This window comes from Epilithonimonas sp. 33E (genome assembly GCF_059372615.1).
This window is the reverse complement of record NZ_CM182009.1, coordinates 122,256-141,810: the sequence shown is the minus strand read 5'-3', so window position 1 is coordinate 141,810 and position 19,555 is coordinate 122,256. Positions and strand designations below refer to the sequence as shown.

The window sequence follows — 19,555 nt, the reverse complement described above, 5'->3', positions numbered from 1 at the left end:
ACAAAACTTGACGTAATAAATTCTATCTCAAAATAAAAAACCACCATAGTCATTCTATGATGGTTTCCAAAATATTTATTTCCTTAAGTTTTACTTCAAACTCTCAAAACTACGTTTGATAAAATCCGTCAGTTCTTTTCCTTTCAAAAGATTCTGAGATAATTTTGCCAAATCCAAAGCCTGATTGATCATCGCTTTTTTCTCATCAGCATTATCTTTTTTCAATAATTCTCCGGCAAAATCTGAGTTAGAATTCACAACCAGATTATACATCTCCGGGAAACCGCCCATTGCAAACATTCCGCTACCGCCAGTTGACTGCATATCCTTCATTCTGCGGAAAAATTCCGGCTGAGTCAAAGTAAACGGCGCATCCGTAGAATCCAAATCCTCTAACTGAACCGTAAACTTCTTGTCATTGATCGATTCTTCAATCTCTTTCTTCAAAGTCTCTTTATCCGAATCATTTAGTTTAGCAATTACCGGCTCATCTTTTTTGATGAGATTATTGATATGATCTGCATCCACTCTTGCAAAAGAAACGTTCTCTTTAGAAGCTTCCAGTTTCTGAATCAGGTGCGGAACAATCGGAGAATCTAATAATAGAACGTCATAGCCCTTTTCTTTCGCCGATTCTATATAACTGTGTTGCTCGTCAGCATTAGAAGCATAAAGAACAATTGTTTTTCCGTCTTTGTCTGTCTGGTTTGGTTTGATTTTGTCGATCAGATCATTCCAAAGATAATACGTTCCGTCAGTCGTTGGATAAAGCGCAAACTTGTCAGATTTTTCATAGAATTTATCTTCCGAAATCATTCCGTACTCAATCACAATCTTGATGTCATTCCATTTCTTTTCATAATCTTCGCGATTGTCATTAATCAAAGAAACCATTTTGTCCGCCACCTTTTTCGTGATATAAGAAGAGATTTTCTTCACCGCGCCATCAGCCTGCAAGTACGAACGAGAAACGTTCAGCGGAATATCCGGAGAATCAATCACGCCCCTCAACAACATCAAGAAATCAGGGACAATTCCCTTAACCTCATCCGTCACAAAAACCTGGTTTTGATACAGCTGAATTTTATCTTTCTCAATATTCAGGTTGTTTCCTAATTTCGGAAAGAACAAAACTCCGGTCAGATTGAAAGGATAATCCACATTCAGGTGGATATGGAACAAAGGCTCTTCAAACTGCATCGGATACAGTTCGTGATAGAATTTCACATAATCCTCATTGGTCAGGTCACTTGACGCAATTGTCCATGCAGGATGTGGATTATTAATGATGTTATCAATCTCCACTTCTTCCGGTTTCATTCCTTCCGGCGCGTTTTCCGGAAGAGGAAGTTGCTCTTTTTTAGTTCCGAATTTAATCGGAATTTGATTAAACTTATTATATTTTGTCAGCAATTCTCGGATTCTGAAATCTTCCAAAAATTCTGTCGAATCCTCTGCGATATGAAGCACGATTTCCGTTCCTCTGTCAGATTTATCAATTTCTTCCAATGTATATTCCGGACTTCCGTCACAAATCCAACGAACTGCTTTCGCATCTTCCTTGTAAGATTTCGTTAGGATTTCCACCTTTTCCGCCACCATGAACGCCGAATAAAATCCTAGACCAAAATGTCCGATTATTCCAGCATCTTTCGCAGAATCCTTATATTTCTCCAAGAATTCCTCCGCTCCGGAAAATGCCACCTGATTGATATACTTTTCAACTTCCTCGCCAGTCATCCCGATTCCCTGATCTTTGATCGTCAGCGTTTTCGCATCTTTATCAATCTTCACTTCAATCATAGGGTTTCCGTACTCCACTTTTGCTTCACCAATAGTTGTCAGATGTTTCAGCTTTGTTGTTGCATCTGTTGCGTTGGAAATCAATTCACGAAGAAAAATCTCGTGGTCGCTGTAAAGAAACTTTTTAATCAGCGGAAAAATATTCTCCACCGACACATTAATACTTCCTGTTGCCATATTTATTTTAAATTTTATTATTAGTATTCAACTCAAAATCCCGAATCAGAATCATTTATCAATCATAAATTATCAATAATGATTCGGGCGACTGCCAAAAGCCAAAGCTTTTCCCTGCGCTATTTTGTCACCGGGCTATCCGTTGCAATCTTTTGCTTTTAAGAACATTTGTCATTCTGAACGAAGTGAAGAATCTAAAAAGCAAAAGGATTTCCACTACTATCCCTGTCGCAGCTTCGCCTTCGATCAACTTTCTCAAAAAAAAGACCATCAAAAAAATAATGACAAATTGTCGCTTGGAAAAACCACAAAGGTCACAAGGCTTTCACAAGGACCACAATTTATAATAAGAGTAATGTCTGTTTTCAAAAACTTAAATAATCCTTTGAAAAAACTTTGCGTCTTTGTTATTAAAACAATTTTTAAAAATTCATACATTTACTTTCATCAAGAAAAAGCAAGATGCGCTACAAAATAAAAAATCAAAACCCTGATTTTCAAAACATTGAATTAAATTCCTATTCACAAAATTATTCGTTTGAAAAAGACGGTTTGGAACTAAAATCAAAATATGCTGCAGAAGATGTTAAAAATAAAGAATTAACACAGACTTCCCCGGGAATTGCGCCTTATCTAAGAGGTCCGTATTCTACGATGTATGTTCAGAAACCTTGGACGATTCGTCAGTATGCAGGGTTTTCCACAGCAGAAGAATCCAATGCATTTTACAGAAGAAACTTGGCTGCCGGACAAAAAGGACTTTCAGTAGCCTTTGATCTGGCGACACACAGAGGTTATGATTCAGACCATGCGAGAGTTGTAGGAGACGTTGGAAAAGCCGGTGTTGCGATTGATTCCGTGGAGGATATGAAAATTTTATTTAATGAAATTCCATTAGATCAGATTTCCGTTTCCATGACGATGAATGGTGCAGTTTTGCCAATTTTGTCTTTTTATATTGTGGCTGCAGAAGAGCAGGGCGTTTCCCAGGATTTACTTTCAGGAACGATTCAGAATGATATTTTGAAGGAATTTATGGTGAGAAATACCTACATTTATCCGCCTGCACCTTCTATGAAGATCATTGCAGATATTTTCGAATATACTTCTCAGAATATTCCGAAATTCAACTCCATCTCAATTTCAGGATATCACATGCAGGAAGCCGGAGCAACGCCGGTTCTGGAAATGGCGTACACTTTAGCAGACGGTTTGGAATATGTAAGAACAGGAATAAAAGCAGGAATGAATGTCGATGATTTTGCACCAAGATTATCTTTCTTTTGGGCAATCGGAATGAATCACTTCATGGAAATCGCAAAAATGCGTGCTGCAAGATATATTTGGGCTGAATTATTAAAGCAATTCAATCCTCAGAACCCCAAATCTTTAGCTTTAAGAACTCACTCGCAGACTTCGGGTTGGTCTTTAACGGAGCAGGAACCATTTAACAATATCACAAGAACGGCAATTGAAGCTTTATCTTCAGCATTGGGCGGAACCCAGTCTCTTCACACCAATGCATTGGATGAAGCGATTGCACTTCCAACAGATTATTCGGCGAAAATCGCGAGAAATACACAGATCATCCTTCAGCAGGAAAGTGGGATCTGCGATGTGGTAGATCCGATGGGCGGAAGCAATCTGGTGGAATCTCTTACACAGCAGATGATCGAAGAAGCCATGAAATACATCGATGAGGTTGAGCAGGAAGGCGGAATGACAAAAGCCATCGAAGCCGGAATTCCGAAGATGAGAATTGAGGAAGCGGCAGCGAGAAAACAGGCAAAAATCGACAGTGGCGAAGAATTTATCATCGGGGTAAATTCATTCAAATCAGATTTAAAACAGGACGAAATCGAGATCTTAGATATTGATAATACGGAAGTTCGAAGAAAACAGATCGAAAGATTAAATAAAATAAAAGAAGGGAGAAATTCTGAAGCGGTTGAACAGATCTTAAATGAAATCAGAGAATCTGCTAAAACAGGCAAAGGAAATCTTCTTGCATTGTGCATAGAAGCGGCTCGAAGAAGAGTTACGTTGGGTGAAATGAGCGATGCTATGGAAGAAAGTTTTGGAAGGTATAAAGCCAACATTAGAACAATTTCAGGAGTTTACGCTATGAATGCAGGAAAGAACGAATATTTTGAAAAAGCCCTGAATCTTACTCAGAAATTTGAAGAAGAAGAAGGTCGCCGTCCGAGATTAATGGTTGCTAAAATGGGGCAGGACGGTCATGACAGGGGAGCAAAAGTAGTAGCAACAGCCTTTGCGGATATGGGATTTGATGTAGATGTTGCGCCTTTGTTCCAGACTCCCGAAGAAGTGGCAAAACAGGCTGTTGAGAACGATATTCACATTTTGGGAGTTTCATCTTTGGCGGCAGGTCACAAAACGCTGGTTCCGCAGGTTGTTGAAGAATTGAAAAAACTCGGGGCGGATGATATCACAATTGTGGTGGGCGGAGTAATTCCGCAGCAGGATTATGAATTCCTCTACGCCAACGGAGCCGATTTTATTTTTGGTCCCGGAACGAATCTTCCGAAGTGTGCGGTCGATATTTTGGAGAAATTTTTAGGATTTTAATTTAATCTCTGTATTTTCTACCGTTCTATATATAAAAAAAGGAAACCAATCAATGGTTTCCTTTTAATTTAATTTTAAATATTATTTCTTCGCATTAACCGTTACGTAAGCCAGAACCCAGTTGGTTTCTTCCGGGTTCAGTTTCGCTTTCGGAGCCATTCTTGCGATGATTTTGTTCCATTGTTCCGGCGTGTGGTCAGAAGCTTCCGGAAGCCCGTGGCATTTGCCACAACGTTGGTCAAATACGGTTTTACCTTTAGTCACATATTCTGCGCTAGTGTTGATGGAAGCCGTTGAGGTCGTCACTGTTTTTGTTGTACAAGAGTAGATAATTGCGCCTACAAAACATAAGGCATATATCGTTTTTTTCATATTTTTGGATTTTATTCTTATCAAAAATAGAAAATATAAGATTCCGAAAATTACCTAACTCCTAATTTGTAATAATTCCAAATTCCCAATGAACAAATCAATCAGTTTACAAGATTACATCAACGGAATCAAATCTTCTGATAAAAGGATTTTGGGAAAAGCCATTACATTGATTGAAAGTAAAAAGCCTGAACATCGGGAAATTGCCGATCAGTTACTGAAGGAAATTTTGCCATTCACAGGAAAATCTGTCCGGGTTGGAATTACAGGTGTTCCCGGCGCTGGCAAATCAACCTTCATAGAAAGCTTTGGAAAATATGCCATCAAACAAGGAAAAAAAGTTGCTGTTCTGGCGATTGATCCAAGTTCCTCGATCAACAAAGGCAGTATTCTTGGCGACAAAACCAGAATGGAAGAGTTGGCAAAAGACCCAAACGCATTTATCCGGCCAAGTCCGAGTTCCGGATTTCTTGGTGGCATTGCGAATACGACTTTTGAAAGTCTTTTGATTTGCGAAGCCGCAGGTTTTGATTATATCCTGATAGAAACCGTTGGTGTTGGACAAAGTGAAACTTTGGTGAATGATATTACCGACGTTTTTCTTTTTCTAAAAGTCATCGGAACCGGTGATGAGTTACAGGGTATTAAACGCGGAATAATGGAAATGGCAGATTTGATTTTCATTAATAAAGTTAATTCCGAGAATCTATCTAAGGCTAAAATGACAAAAACTGAACTCACAAGAGCTTTACAATTCATTACTCCGAAAGAAAAAGACTGGAAAATTCCGGTGATTTTGGGTTCGGCTTTGGAGAAAACAGGATTGGATGAAATCTATAATAAAATCGAGAATTATATCACGTTAAAAACTAAAAACGGGACTTTTTTTGAAACCAGAAAAAACCAGGCTCAGAAGCGCTTCGAATTTTGGGTGAGAGAGTATATTCTTGAGAAAGCTAAAAATGATCTCCTTCTTGCCAATTCTTTCCAGGAACATAAAAAAAATGCTTCAGAACTTTTATCTAATCCAAGTTCCGAAGCCAGTGAATTTGTTAAAAAAATATTTGGAAACTAATTACTTTGGAGCCGAAATATTCCCGTCAAAGCTGATTGGCTGCCTGTTATTGGATTGAATCGACAGAAATGCACTCCCGTTTTTGAAAATTTCCAAATTGAAAACATAATTTTCTCTTTGATCATTGGGCGTAATTACCAATAGTGTATTTCCTTTTTTACTTGTGGATTGTTTCACCATGAATTCTTTAGATTCGAAAGTCAAACCACCTTTTGTAGCATCGCCAGGATTAACATTAAAAGCTCTTCCAAAATAAGGTAAAGCAACACTAAACAAATTTTTTTTCAGATTGAATCCATAGCCAGGATCAAGATTCAAAAGCCGGGTTCCCGTAGAACCAGGTATTGAGTTCATTACATTAATAACGTCATAATTGGTTGGAAATGCTCTTGTAGCATTGAAATCAAACTCTTTTTTTTCTACAACAGAACTCAGCGTCGTAGGGTCAAGATATATTTGTGAACTGCAGCTCAATAGAGAAAAAACAGCTACAACCATTATTACAAAAGATTTCATAATAGATATTTTATTGGATTGAATCAAAAACTGTACAACTTAGATTTTGAAATTACTACAAAGTTAATTATTGAAGAATTTCCTTGCTGGCATCTGCAAAGATTTTTAGAATCTTTTCTTCTTGATTTTCCCAGCAGAGCTCATCCGCAGCCACATTGAGATTGTATAAATAAGATGCTTTCCCTTTTTCCAAAACTGTGTTCAGTTTCTCCGCAAGATGTTCGGGAGAATGATTTTCTATGATTTCTCCAACACCGAAAGTATTCACAATATTCTTCATTTCCGGAAAATCTGATACGACAACGGGAACTCTGGATTGGATGTAATCTGAAATTTTGTTGGGTAAAGAATAGTAATAACTCAGTCCATTATTTTCTTCGATGCTGATCCCTACATCAGCCTTTGGCGTCAATTTGCGAAGATCTTCCGGATGAAGTTTTCCAAGAAATTTAACTTTATCCGAAACATTAGCATGATTAGCAATTTCTTTGAATTCTTTTTCCATTGGACCGCCGCCGGCAATCCAAAGTTCTGCATTGTTAATCGATTGCATTGCAAGAATGGCTTTATCAATACCCCGCGAATAATTGAGCCAGCCTTGGTAAAGAATAATTTTGGGAGAATTTTCATTCGCTCCATTAAATTCTAATTTCTTCGGAAAATTTTTCACAACAACAGGTTTATTAATCCTATATTCTTTTACAAACCAGTTGGCATAGGAATCACTTGCCGTTATCATCCTTTTAATTTTTGGAATAAAAGTGCTTTCGATTTTTTTCCACACACTTTTCACCCAGCGGCCCTGGATTGTCGGCATTTCTGTAAAAATCTCATGGCTGTCAAAAACCAAAGGAATTCCCAATTTTTTAGAAATGAGATAATTTGGCATTATTGTTTCCAGATCATTAGCTAGCAAAATGGTCTTATTGTCAGCATATTTTTTGATTTCCTGATAGAGTTTCCGTTGAAATTCTATATATGCAAATCTCAATTTTTTAGATTTTAAAGAAATCCTAACAAAAGGATACGGACGCTGCATTGCCGGATCACCTAACCAATTATTTCCGATCAGAATTGGTTGATAACCGTTATCGTAAAGCGTTTTACAAACCTTTTCAACACGTTGGTCTGTATACAGATTATTAAAAACGCTTACAATAACTCTCATCTTTTAATCGTTTTTTATTAGATGATAAATCTGAACCAATGCCAGGACAGCATTCGGTATAATAATCGGCCAAAGCATTCCGCTGTATATCCCATAGATTACAAAGCAGATACAGCCCAGAAGATTGATCATACGGATCATTTTAATTTGTTTTAATAAAAAGCTTCCAACCACAAATGCGGAAGCCAGGTAACCGACATATTCTGCCCAATTGTTCATGTATTGATTTTTGAGGACTACAAACCTAAACATTTTTTTGAAGCAACAAAAAAAATTAATGTCATAAAGTCCTGTTTTTTGAGTTGGCAATTAATTTGCAACCAAATATTTAAATTTTACAATTAATTATTGTAGGATTGTTTATAAAAAACATAACTTAGTGAATATTTTTAATTATGGATTATAAATTTTCAGATGGTTTGAACCGCGTGTTCAAGCAAAGCAAAAATGAAGCACGACGTTTGCAGAGTGAGTTTCTGAATACTGAACATTTCCTTTTAGGAATTATCAAGACTGAAAATTCTGCAAAAGAAATCCTGGAAAATCTTAGTGCAGATCTCACCCAGATAAAGAGAAAAATAGAAACCTTAAGTGCTGTGAACACTAATCCTTTCACAGCAAATATGGGAAGTATTTCTTTCACAAAAATGGCTGATCAGGCTGTAAAAAGATCAGAACTGGAATGCCGTCAATATCAATCTGCAGATATCAATACTGTACATCTTTTATTAGGAATTCTGTACAAGCAGGAAGATCCGACATCCAGCATTCTACAGGCTTATGACATCGATTATGATGCGGTGCAAAAAGCTTACAGAACGCTGTTGAAGAACACAGATCAATTGCCGCAAAACAGCGCTTATGACGACGATGATGAGAAAGAAGAACCATACAGCCAGATGAAAAAACCAACAGGAAATCTTGGTTCTCAAAAAAGTAAAACCCCGACTTTGGATAACTTCGGTCGTGATCTAACGGCATTAGCAAGAGACGGCAAACTTGATCCTGTGATTGGCCGTGAAAAAGAGATCGAACGTGTTTCTCAGATTCTATCAAGAAGAAAGAAAAACAATCCTCTACTGATTGGTGAACCTGGAGTTGGTAAATCTGCAATCGCAGAAGGATTAGCATTAAGAATCCAGCAGAAAAAAGTTTCCAGAGTTCTTTATGGTAAACGAGTAATTACGTTGGATCTTGCAAGTCTTGTTGCCGGAACCAAATATCGTGGTCAATTTGAAGAAAGAATGAAGGCGATCATGACGGAACTGGAAAAAAACAGAGATGTCATTCTTTTCATTGATGAACTGCATACAATTGTTGGCGCAGGAAGTTCAACAGGAAGTTTAGACGCTTCTAATATGTTCAAACCTGCCTTGGCAAGAGGAGAAATCCAATGCATCGGAGCAACAACCTTGGACGAATATCGCCAATACATCGAAAAAGATGGCGCTTTGGAGAGAAGATTCCAAAAAGTAATGGTTGAACCGACTTCTATTGAAGAAACGATTCAGATCCTTCATCAGATCAAAGATAAATATGAGGATCATCACAATGTTCATTATAGCGACGAGGCGATTAATGCTTGTGTTAATCTGACGGCAAGATATATCACAGACAGATTCTTACCGGACAAAGCAATTGATGCGATGGACGAAGCGGGATCAAGAGTCTATATCAAGAATATGAAAGTTCCAACCGAAATCATCGATCACGAAAAACGTATCGAAGAAGTGAAGGAACTGAAACAACAAGCGGTAAAAGCTCAGGATTATCTGGAAGCCAGAAAACTGAAAGACGAGGAAGAAAGACTTCAGATTGAACTTAACCTTGCTCAGGAACAATGGGACAAAGATGTTAAGGAGAAAAAAGAAGAAGTAACCGAAGAAAATGTTGCGGAAGTTGTTTCAATGATGAGTGGCGTTCCTGTAACCAAAGTTGGTAAAAACGAACTGGATAAACTGGCTCAAATGGACGAAAAGCTTAATGGAAAAGTGATTGGTCAGGAAGATGCTGTTAAGAAAGTTGTGAAAGCCATCCAAAGAAACAGAGCCGGATTGAAGGATCCGAACAGACCTATCGGAACATTCATTTTCCTTGGAACAACAGGTGTCGGTAAAACCGAATTGGCGAAAGTAATGGCACGTGAATTATTTGATTCTGATGAAGCATTGATCCGAATTGATATGAGTGAATACATGGAGAAATTTGCCGTATCAAGATTGGTTGGTGCGCCTCCGGGATACGTTGGATACGAAGAAGGTGGACAATTAACCGAAGCTGTTAGAAGAAAACCTTACGCGGTTGTTCTTTTGGACGAAATTGAAAAGGCGCATCCAGATGTTTTCAATATTTTATTGCAAATTTTGGATGAAGGTCACGTAACAGATTCTCTTGGACGAAAAATTGATTTTAGAAATACGATTATCATCCTGACTTCTAACATCGGAACCAGAGACTTGAAAGATTTCGGTGACGGTGTTGGTTTCGGAACTAATGCGAAAAAAACCAATTCGGATGCAAGAGCAAGATCAACGATCGAAAGTGCTTTGAAAAAAGCCTTTGCTCCTGAATTCCTGAACAGAATCGATGATATTATTATCTTCAATTCTCTTGAGCAAACAGATATCAGAAGAATCATCGACCTTGAGTTAGGAAAACTTTACAGCAGACTTGAAAAATTAGGCTATAAAGTTGAATTAACTGATGAGGCCAAAGATTTTATTGCTGAGAAAGGATGGGATAAAGATTTTGGAGCCAGACCTCTTAAACGAGCTATCCAGAAGTACATCGAAGACCTGTTAGCAGAGATGCTGGTTAATAAACAATTCAGTGAAGGACAAAAAGTTGTTCTTAAAGTTAATGAAGCTAAGGATGGACTGGAAGGCGAATCACAAAAAGTAAAAAGTACTAAAGAAAGTATTAAGGAATAAATTAAAATAAAGTTTGACCACCTAAACATTTAGGTGGTCTTTTTATATCAATATGACAACTGAATTAAAAGATTATTTATTAAGAAACATTCCAGGGCTTACTCCAGAAGATTTAGAATTACTATTGCCATCAATATCTTTTAAAAAGTACAAATCGGGCGAGATTTTTATTTCTCCCGGTGACAATAACACCAAGGTTTTTTATATTAAAAGTGGTATTATTCGGGTCTATCATCTTTTGGAAAACGGTACAGAAAAGACAATGCTTTTTCATAATAAGAAAAGCTTTGTCGGTAATTATGGAGGGATTATTTTTAAACGTCCTTCAAAATTTTATTATCAATCTGTGGGAGAAACAGAAGTTTTTGAACTGACTTATGATGCCATAGACAAAGGCGCACAGAAAAGCATTTCGCTTAATAATTTGCGTGGAAATATGTTTCTAATGATGATTGGAATTTTACTAAATAATATTGAAGATTTCGTGTTACTCAATCCCGAAGAGCGTTATCAGAAACACCTTGAAGAGAATGCGGAGGTTCTTAAAAAAGTGCCTTCTAAATATGTCGCATCCATTCTGGGAATCACTCCTGTCTCATTAAGCAGAATAAAAAAACGAATTTTACGAGGAAATTAACAAACGTTAATTTTTACCTCAAAATTTGGTTATACATTTGCTGCTCATAATAAGGCTCTCCTATTCTACCTTAAAACACACAATGATGAAAATGAAGGAGAGCTTTATTTTTTTATAACCCTACCACAAATCCGACACTAGGAATAAAACCTGAACTAAAAATACTGCTTCTCTCTTTCCAAAGCACATTATACATAATCCCGAATTGTACAAAAGCATTATTGCCCAGACTCTGCATATAGCCGCCGCCAAGATATAACGCAGTTTCATCTGTATCAAATTTGTACCCTGTGAATTTTTCTTTTGAATTGATGAAATATTGCTGAAGATTGGCGCCAATAAAAAACGATCTTGCAAAATAATAATTTACAAAAGGACCAACTCCGAACATTGTTGATTTGTAATAGTCTGAGCTTTGCCAGGAAACATTTCCAATGATTCCGCCTTCTAATTGATCTGTAATTTTATAACCAACTCTAGGGGAAACTTGCAGATTGAAATAAGAATTACTTCCGAATCCAACGCCTAAACCACCCCCAAAGGTCCAGCGATTAGACTGTGTTCCTGAATTCATGGCGATTTGAGAATACGCAAGAATATTAATTACTATTAAACCTAATGTGAAAATTTTCTTCATAATATTGTTTTTATCAATGCTTAAAATTATGGTTTTTTGACGAATATTTTAATCGTACTTTTGCGGCATCAAACTAAGAACTCCCGTCAAGAGTTTCGTAAAATTGAAATCAAATGAAAATAGTAGTGGGCCTTTCCGGAGGCGTAGATTCTAGCGTGACCGCTTATCTTTTGCAAAAGCAGGGTCACGAGGTTATCGGACTTTTTATGCGCAACTGGAATGATGCGTCGGTAACTTTGGAGGACGAGTGTCCTTGGATAGAAGACAGCAATGATGCGCTTCTCGTCGCACAAAAATTAGGAATTCCGTTTCAGGTAATTGATATGAGTGAACTCTACAAAGAAAGAATTGTAGATTATATGTTCGATGAGTATCAGAAAGGCAGAACACCGAATCCAGATGTGCTTTGCAACCGGGAAGTGAAATTCGATGTGTTTATGAAAACGGCTTTATCGCTTGGTGCTGAGAAGGTTGCAACAGGACATTATGCCAGAGTTCATTCTACAACAGATGAAAATGGGAAAGAAATTTTCCATCTTTTGGCCGGGAAAGATAATAACAAAGACCAAAGTTATTTCCTTTGCCAATTAAGCCAAGACCAATTGTCAAAAGCGTTGTTTCCGATTGGTGAACTAACAAAACCTGAAGTCCGTGAAATTGCGAAAGAACAAGGCTTGGTAACGGCTGACAAAAAGGATTCGCAAGGACTTTGTTTCATTGGAAAAGTAAGTTTACCGACTTTTCTTCAGCAGCAATTGGTCCCGAAAGAAGGCGAAATTGTAGAAATCTTCAATGATTTAGCTGAATATCATAAATCTCAACCAAACTTCAATTCAAAACAGGAAGAACTGGAATATCTGTCTGCGAACATCAATTATAAAAAAGAAGATGGAAAAATAATTGGAAAACATCAGGGTGCACAATTCTTTACCATCGGACAGAGCAAAGGCTTGGGGATTGGCGGCCATAAAGAAAGCTGTTTCATCATCCACAGAGATATGGAAAATAACATTCTTTTTGTTGGAGAAGGAAAAAGTTTCCCTGGACTATATAAAAAGGCACTTAAAATCGATAATTCTGAAGTTCATTGGGTTCGTGAAGATCTGAGATTGAAAAACGGAGAATTGATGGATGTGATGGCAAGAATCCGCTACCGTCAACCATTGGAAAAAGCAACGATTTATCAATTCGAAGAAGGATTTTTTATGGAGTTTGAAAATCCTCAATCTGCAATTGCTGAAGGACAATTTGCTGCTTGGTATATTGATGATGAACTGATTGGAAGTGGTGTGATCAGTTAATTACAAGAAAAATAAATAAGCCTATACAACCCTTTCAGAGTTTTGAACTCTGAAAGGGTTTCTCTTTATCCCGCAAGCCAATCCTTAAAATCTTTCACTCGTTCCCTGCTCACTGTGATTTCTTCATCCGGTTGGAATTCCAAATCGACTTTATAATTTGGGGAAGTATGGATATTCTTGATGTAATCAGAACTGATGATAAATTGCCTATTTACCCGGAAAAATTTGGTTTCGTCCAAAACATTTTCCAATTCGTCTAATGTAAAATCCGTTGGATAAGTTCGTTCTTTGGTTTGTAGGTAAACAATTTTGTTCTCGCTGAAGAAACAACTTATTTCATTAATGGAAACTACTTTCAGATTGTACCCGATTTTCACCAAAATTCTGGAAAGTGTCGATTTTTCTTTTCTAACGATTTGCCTGATTTCCTGTGAATTAACCGATCCTTCTTCCGGCAGAAATGATTTGAATTTTTCAATGGCTTTTGCCAAATCTTCTTCCTCAATCGGTTTCAGAAGATAATCGATACTGTTCAGTTTAAACGCTTTCAAAGTGTATTGATCAAAAGCCGTCGTATAGATGATAAAAGCTTTGGTAGAGACTTTATCAAAAATATCAAACGATAATCCATCACCAAGAACAATGTCCGAAAAAATCAATTGTGGATGTTCATTTTGCTGAAACCAACCAACGGCTTCTTCCACAGAATTAAGGCTCGTAACTAATTCTAAATCAGCAAATAAACCTAATAATTTTTCAAGCCTTCTGACGGCTGGTTTTTCGTCTTCGATGATTATCGTTCTTATCATTTTTATAGTTTTATTTTTATCATAAAAGCGCTATTTTCTGGCAATTAAAAAAATTAAGCCGCAAAAAAATATGCTGAAACTTGGTGACTTAACTGTGTAATTATTAAAGCGTCTTTGCGATAAACTATTTATACTTTTCCGTTAATTCTTTGATTTTTTTATCCTCCCAATCTTTCCCGAAGAAAAATCTGGGACAAAAAACACCCACAGCTTGTGCTACCAATCCGATTCCCCAAAAGAATGGAACCGCCCAAATCTGCCAGCTCCAAATACTATGTTCTTCCCGGATTTCGCTCCAATTAGCAAAAATAAGAAATAGATTCACAAGAACATAGATTGTCAGATGCGTGTAAAAGCTTTTCAGACGTTTTACTTTTCTTACAGCTTCACGATATTGGATATCGTTTTTATCATTAATAATTTCCATTGCTTTGCTTTTTAATTTCATTGTTAATCATATCATTTTCCCAATCGGAATTAAAGAAAAATAACTTAACTCCTTTGATCGCCAGAATCAATCCCCAGATGATAAAAATCCAGGAAACGTGCATATCGCCAAGGTTCTGCGAAAATCCGTGCTTGAAAAATCTGATACCGTAAACCACTCCGAATACAATTGCAAAAACGATTAACCCGGAATAGAATTTTTTGATTTTTTGTACCCTTTCCACAGCCATTGCGTAACGTGGATTGTCTTTATTAATATGTTCCATTGTTATTGATTTAAAAGATTATTTCTGATTGTTCATTATTTCACGAATCTTCTTTTCTTCCCAGTTTTTACCGATGGCGAAGACGGTCATTCCGTGTGCCACAAGTCCGATTCCCCATCCTAGCATTGGCCAGTAAAACCAAATTTGTTTGGAAGAAGTCAAAAGATTGATGATAACTAAAAATGGGATGACGATACAATAAGAGATTAAGTTTCCATAGAATCCTTTCAGTTCTTTTACTCTTTTTACCGCTCTTTCGTAAGCTACATTTTCTGTGGTTTCTGATGTATAAGTTGTCATTGTCTGAGAATTTTTTTCGATTAATATGGGGATTTTGACTTTAAAGGTCTGTTCTGATTTTTCTATGAATACATTTTCTTTAGTAAGCAATGCATAACGCTGAACGATGTTCGCCAAACCGATTCCTGCACTTTCTTTCAACTGTTCTCTTACCTGGAGATTATTCTCTATACAGAGGAATTTTCCTTCCGTAAAGATTCTGATGTTCAAAGGTTTTGATGAGGTCGCGAAATTATGTTTGATACAGTTTTCTAATAATAATTGCAGAGAAAGTGGAACCACGAATTTTTGTAAATCATCATTATTAACTTCAAAAATAAAATTCACACTGTCTTCAAATCTGGTTTTCAAAAGATTACAGTAGATTTTAGCAAATTCTATCTCATCCTCCACTTTGACCATTTCTTTATCTTTCTTTTCCAGAACGTAACGGTAAATCTTCGACATCGATGTGGTGAATTTCTGTGCCTGTTCAGGATTTTCATCAATCAAAGCGGTTAAGACATTAAGTGAATTGAAAAGAAAATGCGGATCCAATTGATTCTTCAAAGATTCGAATTGGGCGTTGGCAGATTTTGCAATCAGTTTCTGTTCTACAACTTCTTGTTTGGTGTTTTTTTTTAGTTCCTCCATAAAGCCTTTGGCGTGGAGAAAAGCTGAAATCATCAAGGCAAAATTGACAAAAAACCAATTGGTAAAATTATATTTTCCTGAGAAGAATTCTTCTTGAGTAGAAACCTTCTGAATAATCACAAAATTGATATAATTACAAAAATAAACGACTACAAAGTTGACAATGATGGTTGCTACGATTCCTAAAATGGTTCTAAGTCTGGTCTGTTCCGTCCATGAAAATTTTTTGTTGAGGAAATCATTTAAAAAACCATTACTTAAGCCTAATCCAAAAGCATACATTCCTGAAATAAGCAAGTTATAACCAAAGCTTTCTAAAGTTTTCTCATCAGAGAAAAAAGTGAAGAAAAAAATGGACGAGCCAAGTGTAATCCAGGTGAGCGTTATCAATGGTTTCTTATTCATATTCTAATTTCTTGATTCAAAATTATTTCAATACCAGAAGTTAAGCAATTAATATTGACCGAACTGTATAAAAATCCGACTGAATTGTAAAAATTGTCATTTTGGATAAAATAAAAAGGAACACTATTTGCTTTTGAGAATTGAAATTAATTATTAGTATGAAGAGAAATATCGAAATCATATTTGCGGGATTATTCGGAACAGCAGCTGTTCTGAGCGCCATTGCGGTAAGAAAATATTTAAAAAACAGACTTTATAACAGCGATTATTCTGACCATCATTTGCTATTCAGCTCTCCGAGAAAACCTTACGCAGGATCAGGTGATGGTATAGAATTAGAAGCTTTTTTATAATATAAGCTATTTAATTATACATAATTCCGGTTCCTATGAGCCGGATTTTTTTGTGGAAAACTTTCCGGAATTTTAAGATATTTTTCATTTTTCAAGTGATAATTTTGAAACAATAATTCCAATCAATTTTATCGCAAAGGCGGAAAGTTTATTTCCTTATTAACTTCTTTAAGACGCAAAGTTTTGCGACTTAAAACAGATTTTTAATCATTTTTCTTTGTGCCTTTGCATTAATTTTCTCAACTTATGTCAGATTTAATTCCAAAAGGTCAGGGTGCGCAACGCAACGTCATCAACCGGTTCGACAGATATACGTTCGAGCCGGAAGACTATGAATTGGAAAAAATCAAGACTCAGGTTACAGAAGTTTTTCCAAAGACGATTATCAATGTTGTCAAGAGTCCGGATTTGCCCATGGATTATTCGATGAATCCATATCAGGGTTGTGAACACGGTTGCTCGTATTGTTTTGCAAGACCTACTCACGAATTTTGGGGTTACAGCGCAGGAATTGATTTTGAAAGAAAATTAATGGTCAAGAAAAATGCGCCGGAACTTTTGGAAAAAACTTTTCAGAAGAAATCTTACATTCCGAAACCAATTATGCTTTCCGGGAATACCGATTGCTACCAACCCATTGAAAGACAGTTCGAAATTACCAGAAAACTGCTTCAGGTTTGTTTGGATTACAGACATCCGGTTTCCATCATCACCAAAAACGCTTTGATTTTGAGAGATCTGGATATTCTTGAAAAAATGGCAGAGAAAAATCTGATTTCGGTTAATATGAGCATTCCGACGCTTAATGAAGATTTGAGACGCATAATGGAACCAAGGACTTCGACAGCCAAAAACAAACTGAAAGCGATCGAAGTTTTATCCGGGAAAAATATTCCTGTGAATGTGATGATTGCGCCTGTGATTCCTGCTTTGACAAGTGACGAAAGCCTTTTTATAATGAAATCTGTTTCCGAAGCCGGCGCAAGAAGTTGCGGTTATACTCTGGTCAGACTGAATGATACTGTTGAACCCGTTTTTGTCCAGTGGCTGGAAGCACATTTCCCCGACAGAAAAGACAAAGTCCTGAATCTCATCCGCTCAATGCGAGGCGGAAATCTTGGTGAAAAGCGTTTTTTCCAACGTTATCAAGGCGAAGGCAATATTGCAGAAATGATTCATAAAACTTTTGAAATCGGGAAGAAGAAGTTTTTTAATAATCGTGAAAGAGTAATTCTCACAACCGAGCATTTTACAGGAAGCAGAACACAGCAATTGCGATTGTTTTAGTTTTTATCGCAAAATCACAAATTATTCTTAATTGTAATTCGTTAAAAGTCGCAAAATTAAAATCAGAATACAATCTTTGCGGCTTGAACAGCAAGTTGTTTACATTTTTCCGCCTTTGTGATAAAATAAAACAAGTCTTTTAATTAAATTTGCAAACTGATTTATTTCTCAGTAATTTTCCCAAATGAAGCAATATTCCGCAAAACGAAGCATCCAGATTCTAGCTCATATTCTTGAACAGTACGGCATCGATAAAATCATCATTTCTCCAGGCTCCAGAAACGCACCTTTGGCGATTCATTTTTCCGAGATTGATGCGTTCCAGTGTTACAGTATTGTGGACGAAAGAGCGGCGGCTTTTGTAGGTTTGGGAATTTCAAAATCAATTAAAAAACCCGTGGCTATCACCTGTACAAGCGGTTCTGCTGCAGCTAATTATTATCCTGCGGTGGTGGAAGCGTTTTATCAGAATGTACCGCTTTTGGTTTTGACAGCAGACCGGCCTGCGGATTTTGTTGATATTTTTGATGGACAGACGATTCGTCAGAAGAATATTTTCCAGCAGCATTCTTACGGCGATTTCGAATTGCTGGAAGATGAAAAAGACCGCGCTGATGATTATAATTTCGAAACAATCAAAAAAGCAGTTGAACTTTGCATCGAAAAAAGCGGGCCGGTTCACATCAATATTCCTTTGACAGAACCTCTCTACAATTTGTTGGAAGAATTGCCTGTAATGCCGGCTGTTGAGAAAACGATTCAGAAAAAGAATTACGAAGTTCCATCAAATCTGATAGCAGATTGGAATACTTCCAAGAGAATTATGATTTTGGCAGGAACATTATCTCCCAATCCGGAATTGGAAGCTCAACTTTCACAATTAGTTAAAAATCACACTGTTGTGGTTCTGACAGAAATGAATTCTAATCTTCATCACGATAAGTTTTTTGCTCATATCGATCGTTATATTACTGATTTTTCTGAAGAAGATTATCACACTTATGCGCCGGATTTGTTGATTACAATCGGGCAAAATGTTGTTTCTAAAAGAGTGAAGCAATTCCTAAGAAAAGCCAAACCAAAGCAACATTGGCATATTGATGAATACTGGCAGCCCGATACATATTTTGTTCTAAGTCAAAAAATTGAAACAAAACCAGAAGTCTTCTTTTCCAAATTACTGAAATCTATTAATCTGGAACCCAGAGCTTATTTCAATCTTTGGGACGTTCTGAAAGATAAAAAAGATGCGAAACACGAGGAATATCTCAACAAAGCACCATTTTCGGATTTTTATCTTTTCAATCAATTATCCAATCAAGTTCCTGAAAATTACCGGATTCACTTTTCCAATTCTTCGGCAATCCGATATGCACAATTATTTGAATATCAAAAATATGACGTGTATTGCAACCGAGGAACCAGCGGTATCGACGGCTGTACTTCTACCGCAATGGGATTTGCAATGATGGAAGATGAACCAACCATTTTAATTACCGGTGATTTGTCGTTTTTCTATGATATCAATGGACTTTGGAATCAGTACATTCCACCTTACACGAGGATTGTGATTTTCAATAATGGGGAAGGCAATATTTTCAAAATCATTCCCGGACCAAGCGGAACGAATGCTTTGGACGAGTTCATTGCAACACAGCATCACAGAAATGCAGAATTATTAGCAAAGAATTTCGGATTTGAATATACACGAGTTGAAGATGAAATCTCTCTTGACCGAGTTTTACCTAATTATTTCAAGCCGGATGCGAAACCGAAAATATTGGAAGTTATGACTTCTGAATGTGATAATGCGGGTATTTTGAAGCAGTATTTTGAAGCTTTGAAGTAAG

At 36.8% G+C, this 19,555-nt stretch carries 18 protein-coding genes; 8 read left to right on the top strand and 10 right to left on the bottom strand.

The genetic code is table 11. The features are described from left to right. Positions 1–90: 90 nt before the first annotated feature. A complete protein-coding gene (gene htpG / locus AC5P2S_RS00680) occupies positions 91–1,980 on the bottom strand; it encodes a molecular chaperone HtpG (protein WP_494555870.1) in 1,890 nt (629 codons plus the stop codon). A 462-nt stretch (positions 1,981–2,442) separates the two neighbouring features. Between htpG and scpA the strand changes: the two genes are divergently transcribed. Beyond that, complete coding sequence (gene scpA / locus AC5P2S_RS00675; RefSeq protein ID WP_494555869.1) at positions 2,443–4,569, top strand: methylmalonyl-CoA mutase; 2,127 nt, start codon at positions 2,443–2,445, stop codon at positions 4,567–4,569. Between the two features lie 81 nt (positions 4,570–4,650). On the opposite strand, the gene AC5P2S_RS00670 is transcribed toward scpA, so the two are convergent. Beyond that, the gene (locus AC5P2S_RS00670; protein WP_283415764.1) at positions 4,651–4,941 is read right to left on the bottom strand and encodes a c-type cytochrome; all 291 of its coding nucleotides are present in this window, start codon (positions 4,939–4,941) and stop codon (positions 4,651–4,653) included. An 88-nt stretch (positions 4,942–5,029) separates the two neighbouring features. Here AC5P2S_RS00670 and meaB point away from each other — a divergent pair, with 88 nt between their 5' ends. Beyond that, the gene (meaB, locus tag AC5P2S_RS00665) at positions 5,030–6,016 is read left to right on the top strand and encodes a methylmalonyl Co-A mutase-associated GTPase MeaB (protein WP_494555868.1); all 987 of its coding nucleotides are present in this window, start codon (positions 5,030–5,032) and stop codon (positions 6,014–6,016) included. Here meaB and AC5P2S_RS00660 read toward each other — a convergent pair whose 3' ends face one another. The 3 genes from AC5P2S_RS00660 to AC5P2S_RS00650 form a co-directional block, all read right to left on the bottom strand. After that, positions 6,017–6,532: a DUF4251 domain-containing protein gene (locus tag AC5P2S_RS00660; protein ID WP_494555867.1), complete on the bottom strand. Its 516-nt coding sequence runs from the start codon at positions 6,530–6,532 to the stop codon at positions 6,017–6,019. A 67-nt stretch (positions 6,533–6,599) separates the two neighbouring features. Continuing rightward, the gene (locus AC5P2S_RS00655; protein ID WP_283415767.1) at positions 6,600–7,700 is read right to left on the bottom strand and encodes a glycosyltransferase; all 1,101 of its coding nucleotides are present in this window, start codon (positions 7,698–7,700) and stop codon (positions 6,600–6,602) included. A gap of 3 nt (positions 7,701–7,703) precedes the next feature. After that, positions 7,704–7,952, bottom strand: coding sequence for a uroporphyrinogen decarboxylase (locus AC5P2S_RS00650; RefSeq protein WP_494555866.1), 249 nt, complete (start codon positions 7,950–7,952; stop codon positions 7,704–7,706). Positions 7,953–8,095: 143 nt separating this feature from the next. Here AC5P2S_RS00650 and AC5P2S_RS00645 point away from each other — a divergent pair, with 143 nt between their 5' ends. Next, entirely contained in the window at positions 8,096–10,630 is a 2,535-nt protein-coding gene (locus AC5P2S_RS00645) for an ATP-dependent Clp protease ATP-binding subunit (protein ID WP_283415769.1), read from the top strand. A gap of 52 nt (positions 10,631–10,682) precedes the next feature. Further along, positions 10,683–11,267 carry a Crp/Fnr family transcriptional regulator gene (locus AC5P2S_RS00640; protein ID WP_494555865.1) on the top strand — a complete coding sequence of 195 codons (585 nt, stop codon included), beginning with the start codon at positions 10,683–10,685 and terminating at the stop codon, positions 11,265–11,267. Positions 11,268–11,379: 112 nt separating this feature from the next. On the opposite strand, the gene AC5P2S_RS00635 is transcribed toward AC5P2S_RS00640, so the two are convergent. Beyond that, positions 11,380–11,904: a hypothetical protein gene (locus tag AC5P2S_RS00635; RefSeq protein WP_494555864.1), complete on the bottom strand. Its 525-nt coding sequence runs from the start codon at positions 11,902–11,904 to the stop codon at positions 11,380–11,382. Positions 11,905–12,017: 113 nt separating this feature from the next. Between AC5P2S_RS00635 and mnmA the strand changes: the two genes are divergently transcribed. After that, a complete protein-coding gene (gene mnmA, locus AC5P2S_RS00630; protein ID WP_494555863.1) occupies positions 12,018–13,205 on the top strand; it encodes a tRNA 2-thiouridine(34) synthase MnmA in 1,188 nt (395 codons plus the stop codon). Positions 13,206–13,270: 65 nt separating this feature from the next. On the opposite strand, the gene AC5P2S_RS00625 is transcribed toward mnmA, so the two are convergent. From AC5P2S_RS00625 to AC5P2S_RS00610, 4 genes are all read right to left on the bottom strand, one after another. Then, entirely contained in the window at positions 13,271–14,014 is a 744-nt protein-coding gene (locus AC5P2S_RS00625) for a LytR/AlgR family response regulator transcription factor (protein ID WP_494555862.1), read from the bottom strand. Between the two features lie 124 nt (positions 14,015–14,138). Beyond that, on the bottom strand, positions 14,139–14,441 hold the full coding sequence (locus AC5P2S_RS00620; RefSeq protein ID WP_124801221.1) for a 2TM domain-containing protein: 303 nt from the start codon (positions 14,439–14,441) through the stop codon (positions 14,139–14,141). Further along, entirely contained in the window at positions 14,428–14,727 is a 300-nt protein-coding gene (locus tag AC5P2S_RS00615; protein WP_494555861.1) for a 2TM domain-containing protein, read from the bottom strand. The genes AC5P2S_RS00620 and AC5P2S_RS00615 overlap by 14 nt, the downstream gene beginning before the upstream one ends. 18 nt (positions 14,728–14,745) lie before the next feature. Then, positions 14,746–16,065: a 2TM domain-containing protein gene (locus AC5P2S_RS00610; RefSeq protein ID WP_283415777.1), complete on the bottom strand. Its 1,320-nt coding sequence runs from the start codon at positions 16,063–16,065 to the stop codon at positions 14,746–14,748. 158 nt (positions 16,066–16,223) lie between these two features. Between AC5P2S_RS00610 and AC5P2S_RS00605 the strand changes: the two genes are divergently transcribed. The 3 genes from AC5P2S_RS00605 to menD all read left to right on the top strand — a co-directional run bounded on the left by AC5P2S_RS00605 (position 16,224) and on the right by menD (position 19,554). Then, complete coding sequence (locus tag AC5P2S_RS00605; protein WP_283415778.1) at positions 16,224–16,418, top strand: hypothetical protein; 195 nt, start codon at positions 16,224–16,226, stop codon at positions 16,416–16,418. A gap of 246 nt (positions 16,419–16,664) precedes the next feature. Further along, the gene (locus AC5P2S_RS00600; protein ID WP_494555860.1) at positions 16,665–17,705 is read left to right on the top strand and encodes a PA0069 family radical SAM protein; all 1,041 of its coding nucleotides are present in this window, start codon (positions 16,665–16,667) and stop codon (positions 17,703–17,705) included. Between the two features lie 184 nt (positions 17,706–17,889). Beyond that, positions 17,890–19,554 carry a 2-succinyl-5-enolpyruvyl-6-hydroxy-3-cyclohexene-1-carboxylic-acid synthase gene (gene menD, locus AC5P2S_RS00595; protein WP_494555859.1) on the top strand — a complete coding sequence of 555 codons (1,665 nt, stop codon included), beginning with the start codon at positions 17,890–17,892 and terminating at the stop codon, positions 19,552–19,554. Position 19,555 lies beyond the last annotated feature (1 nt).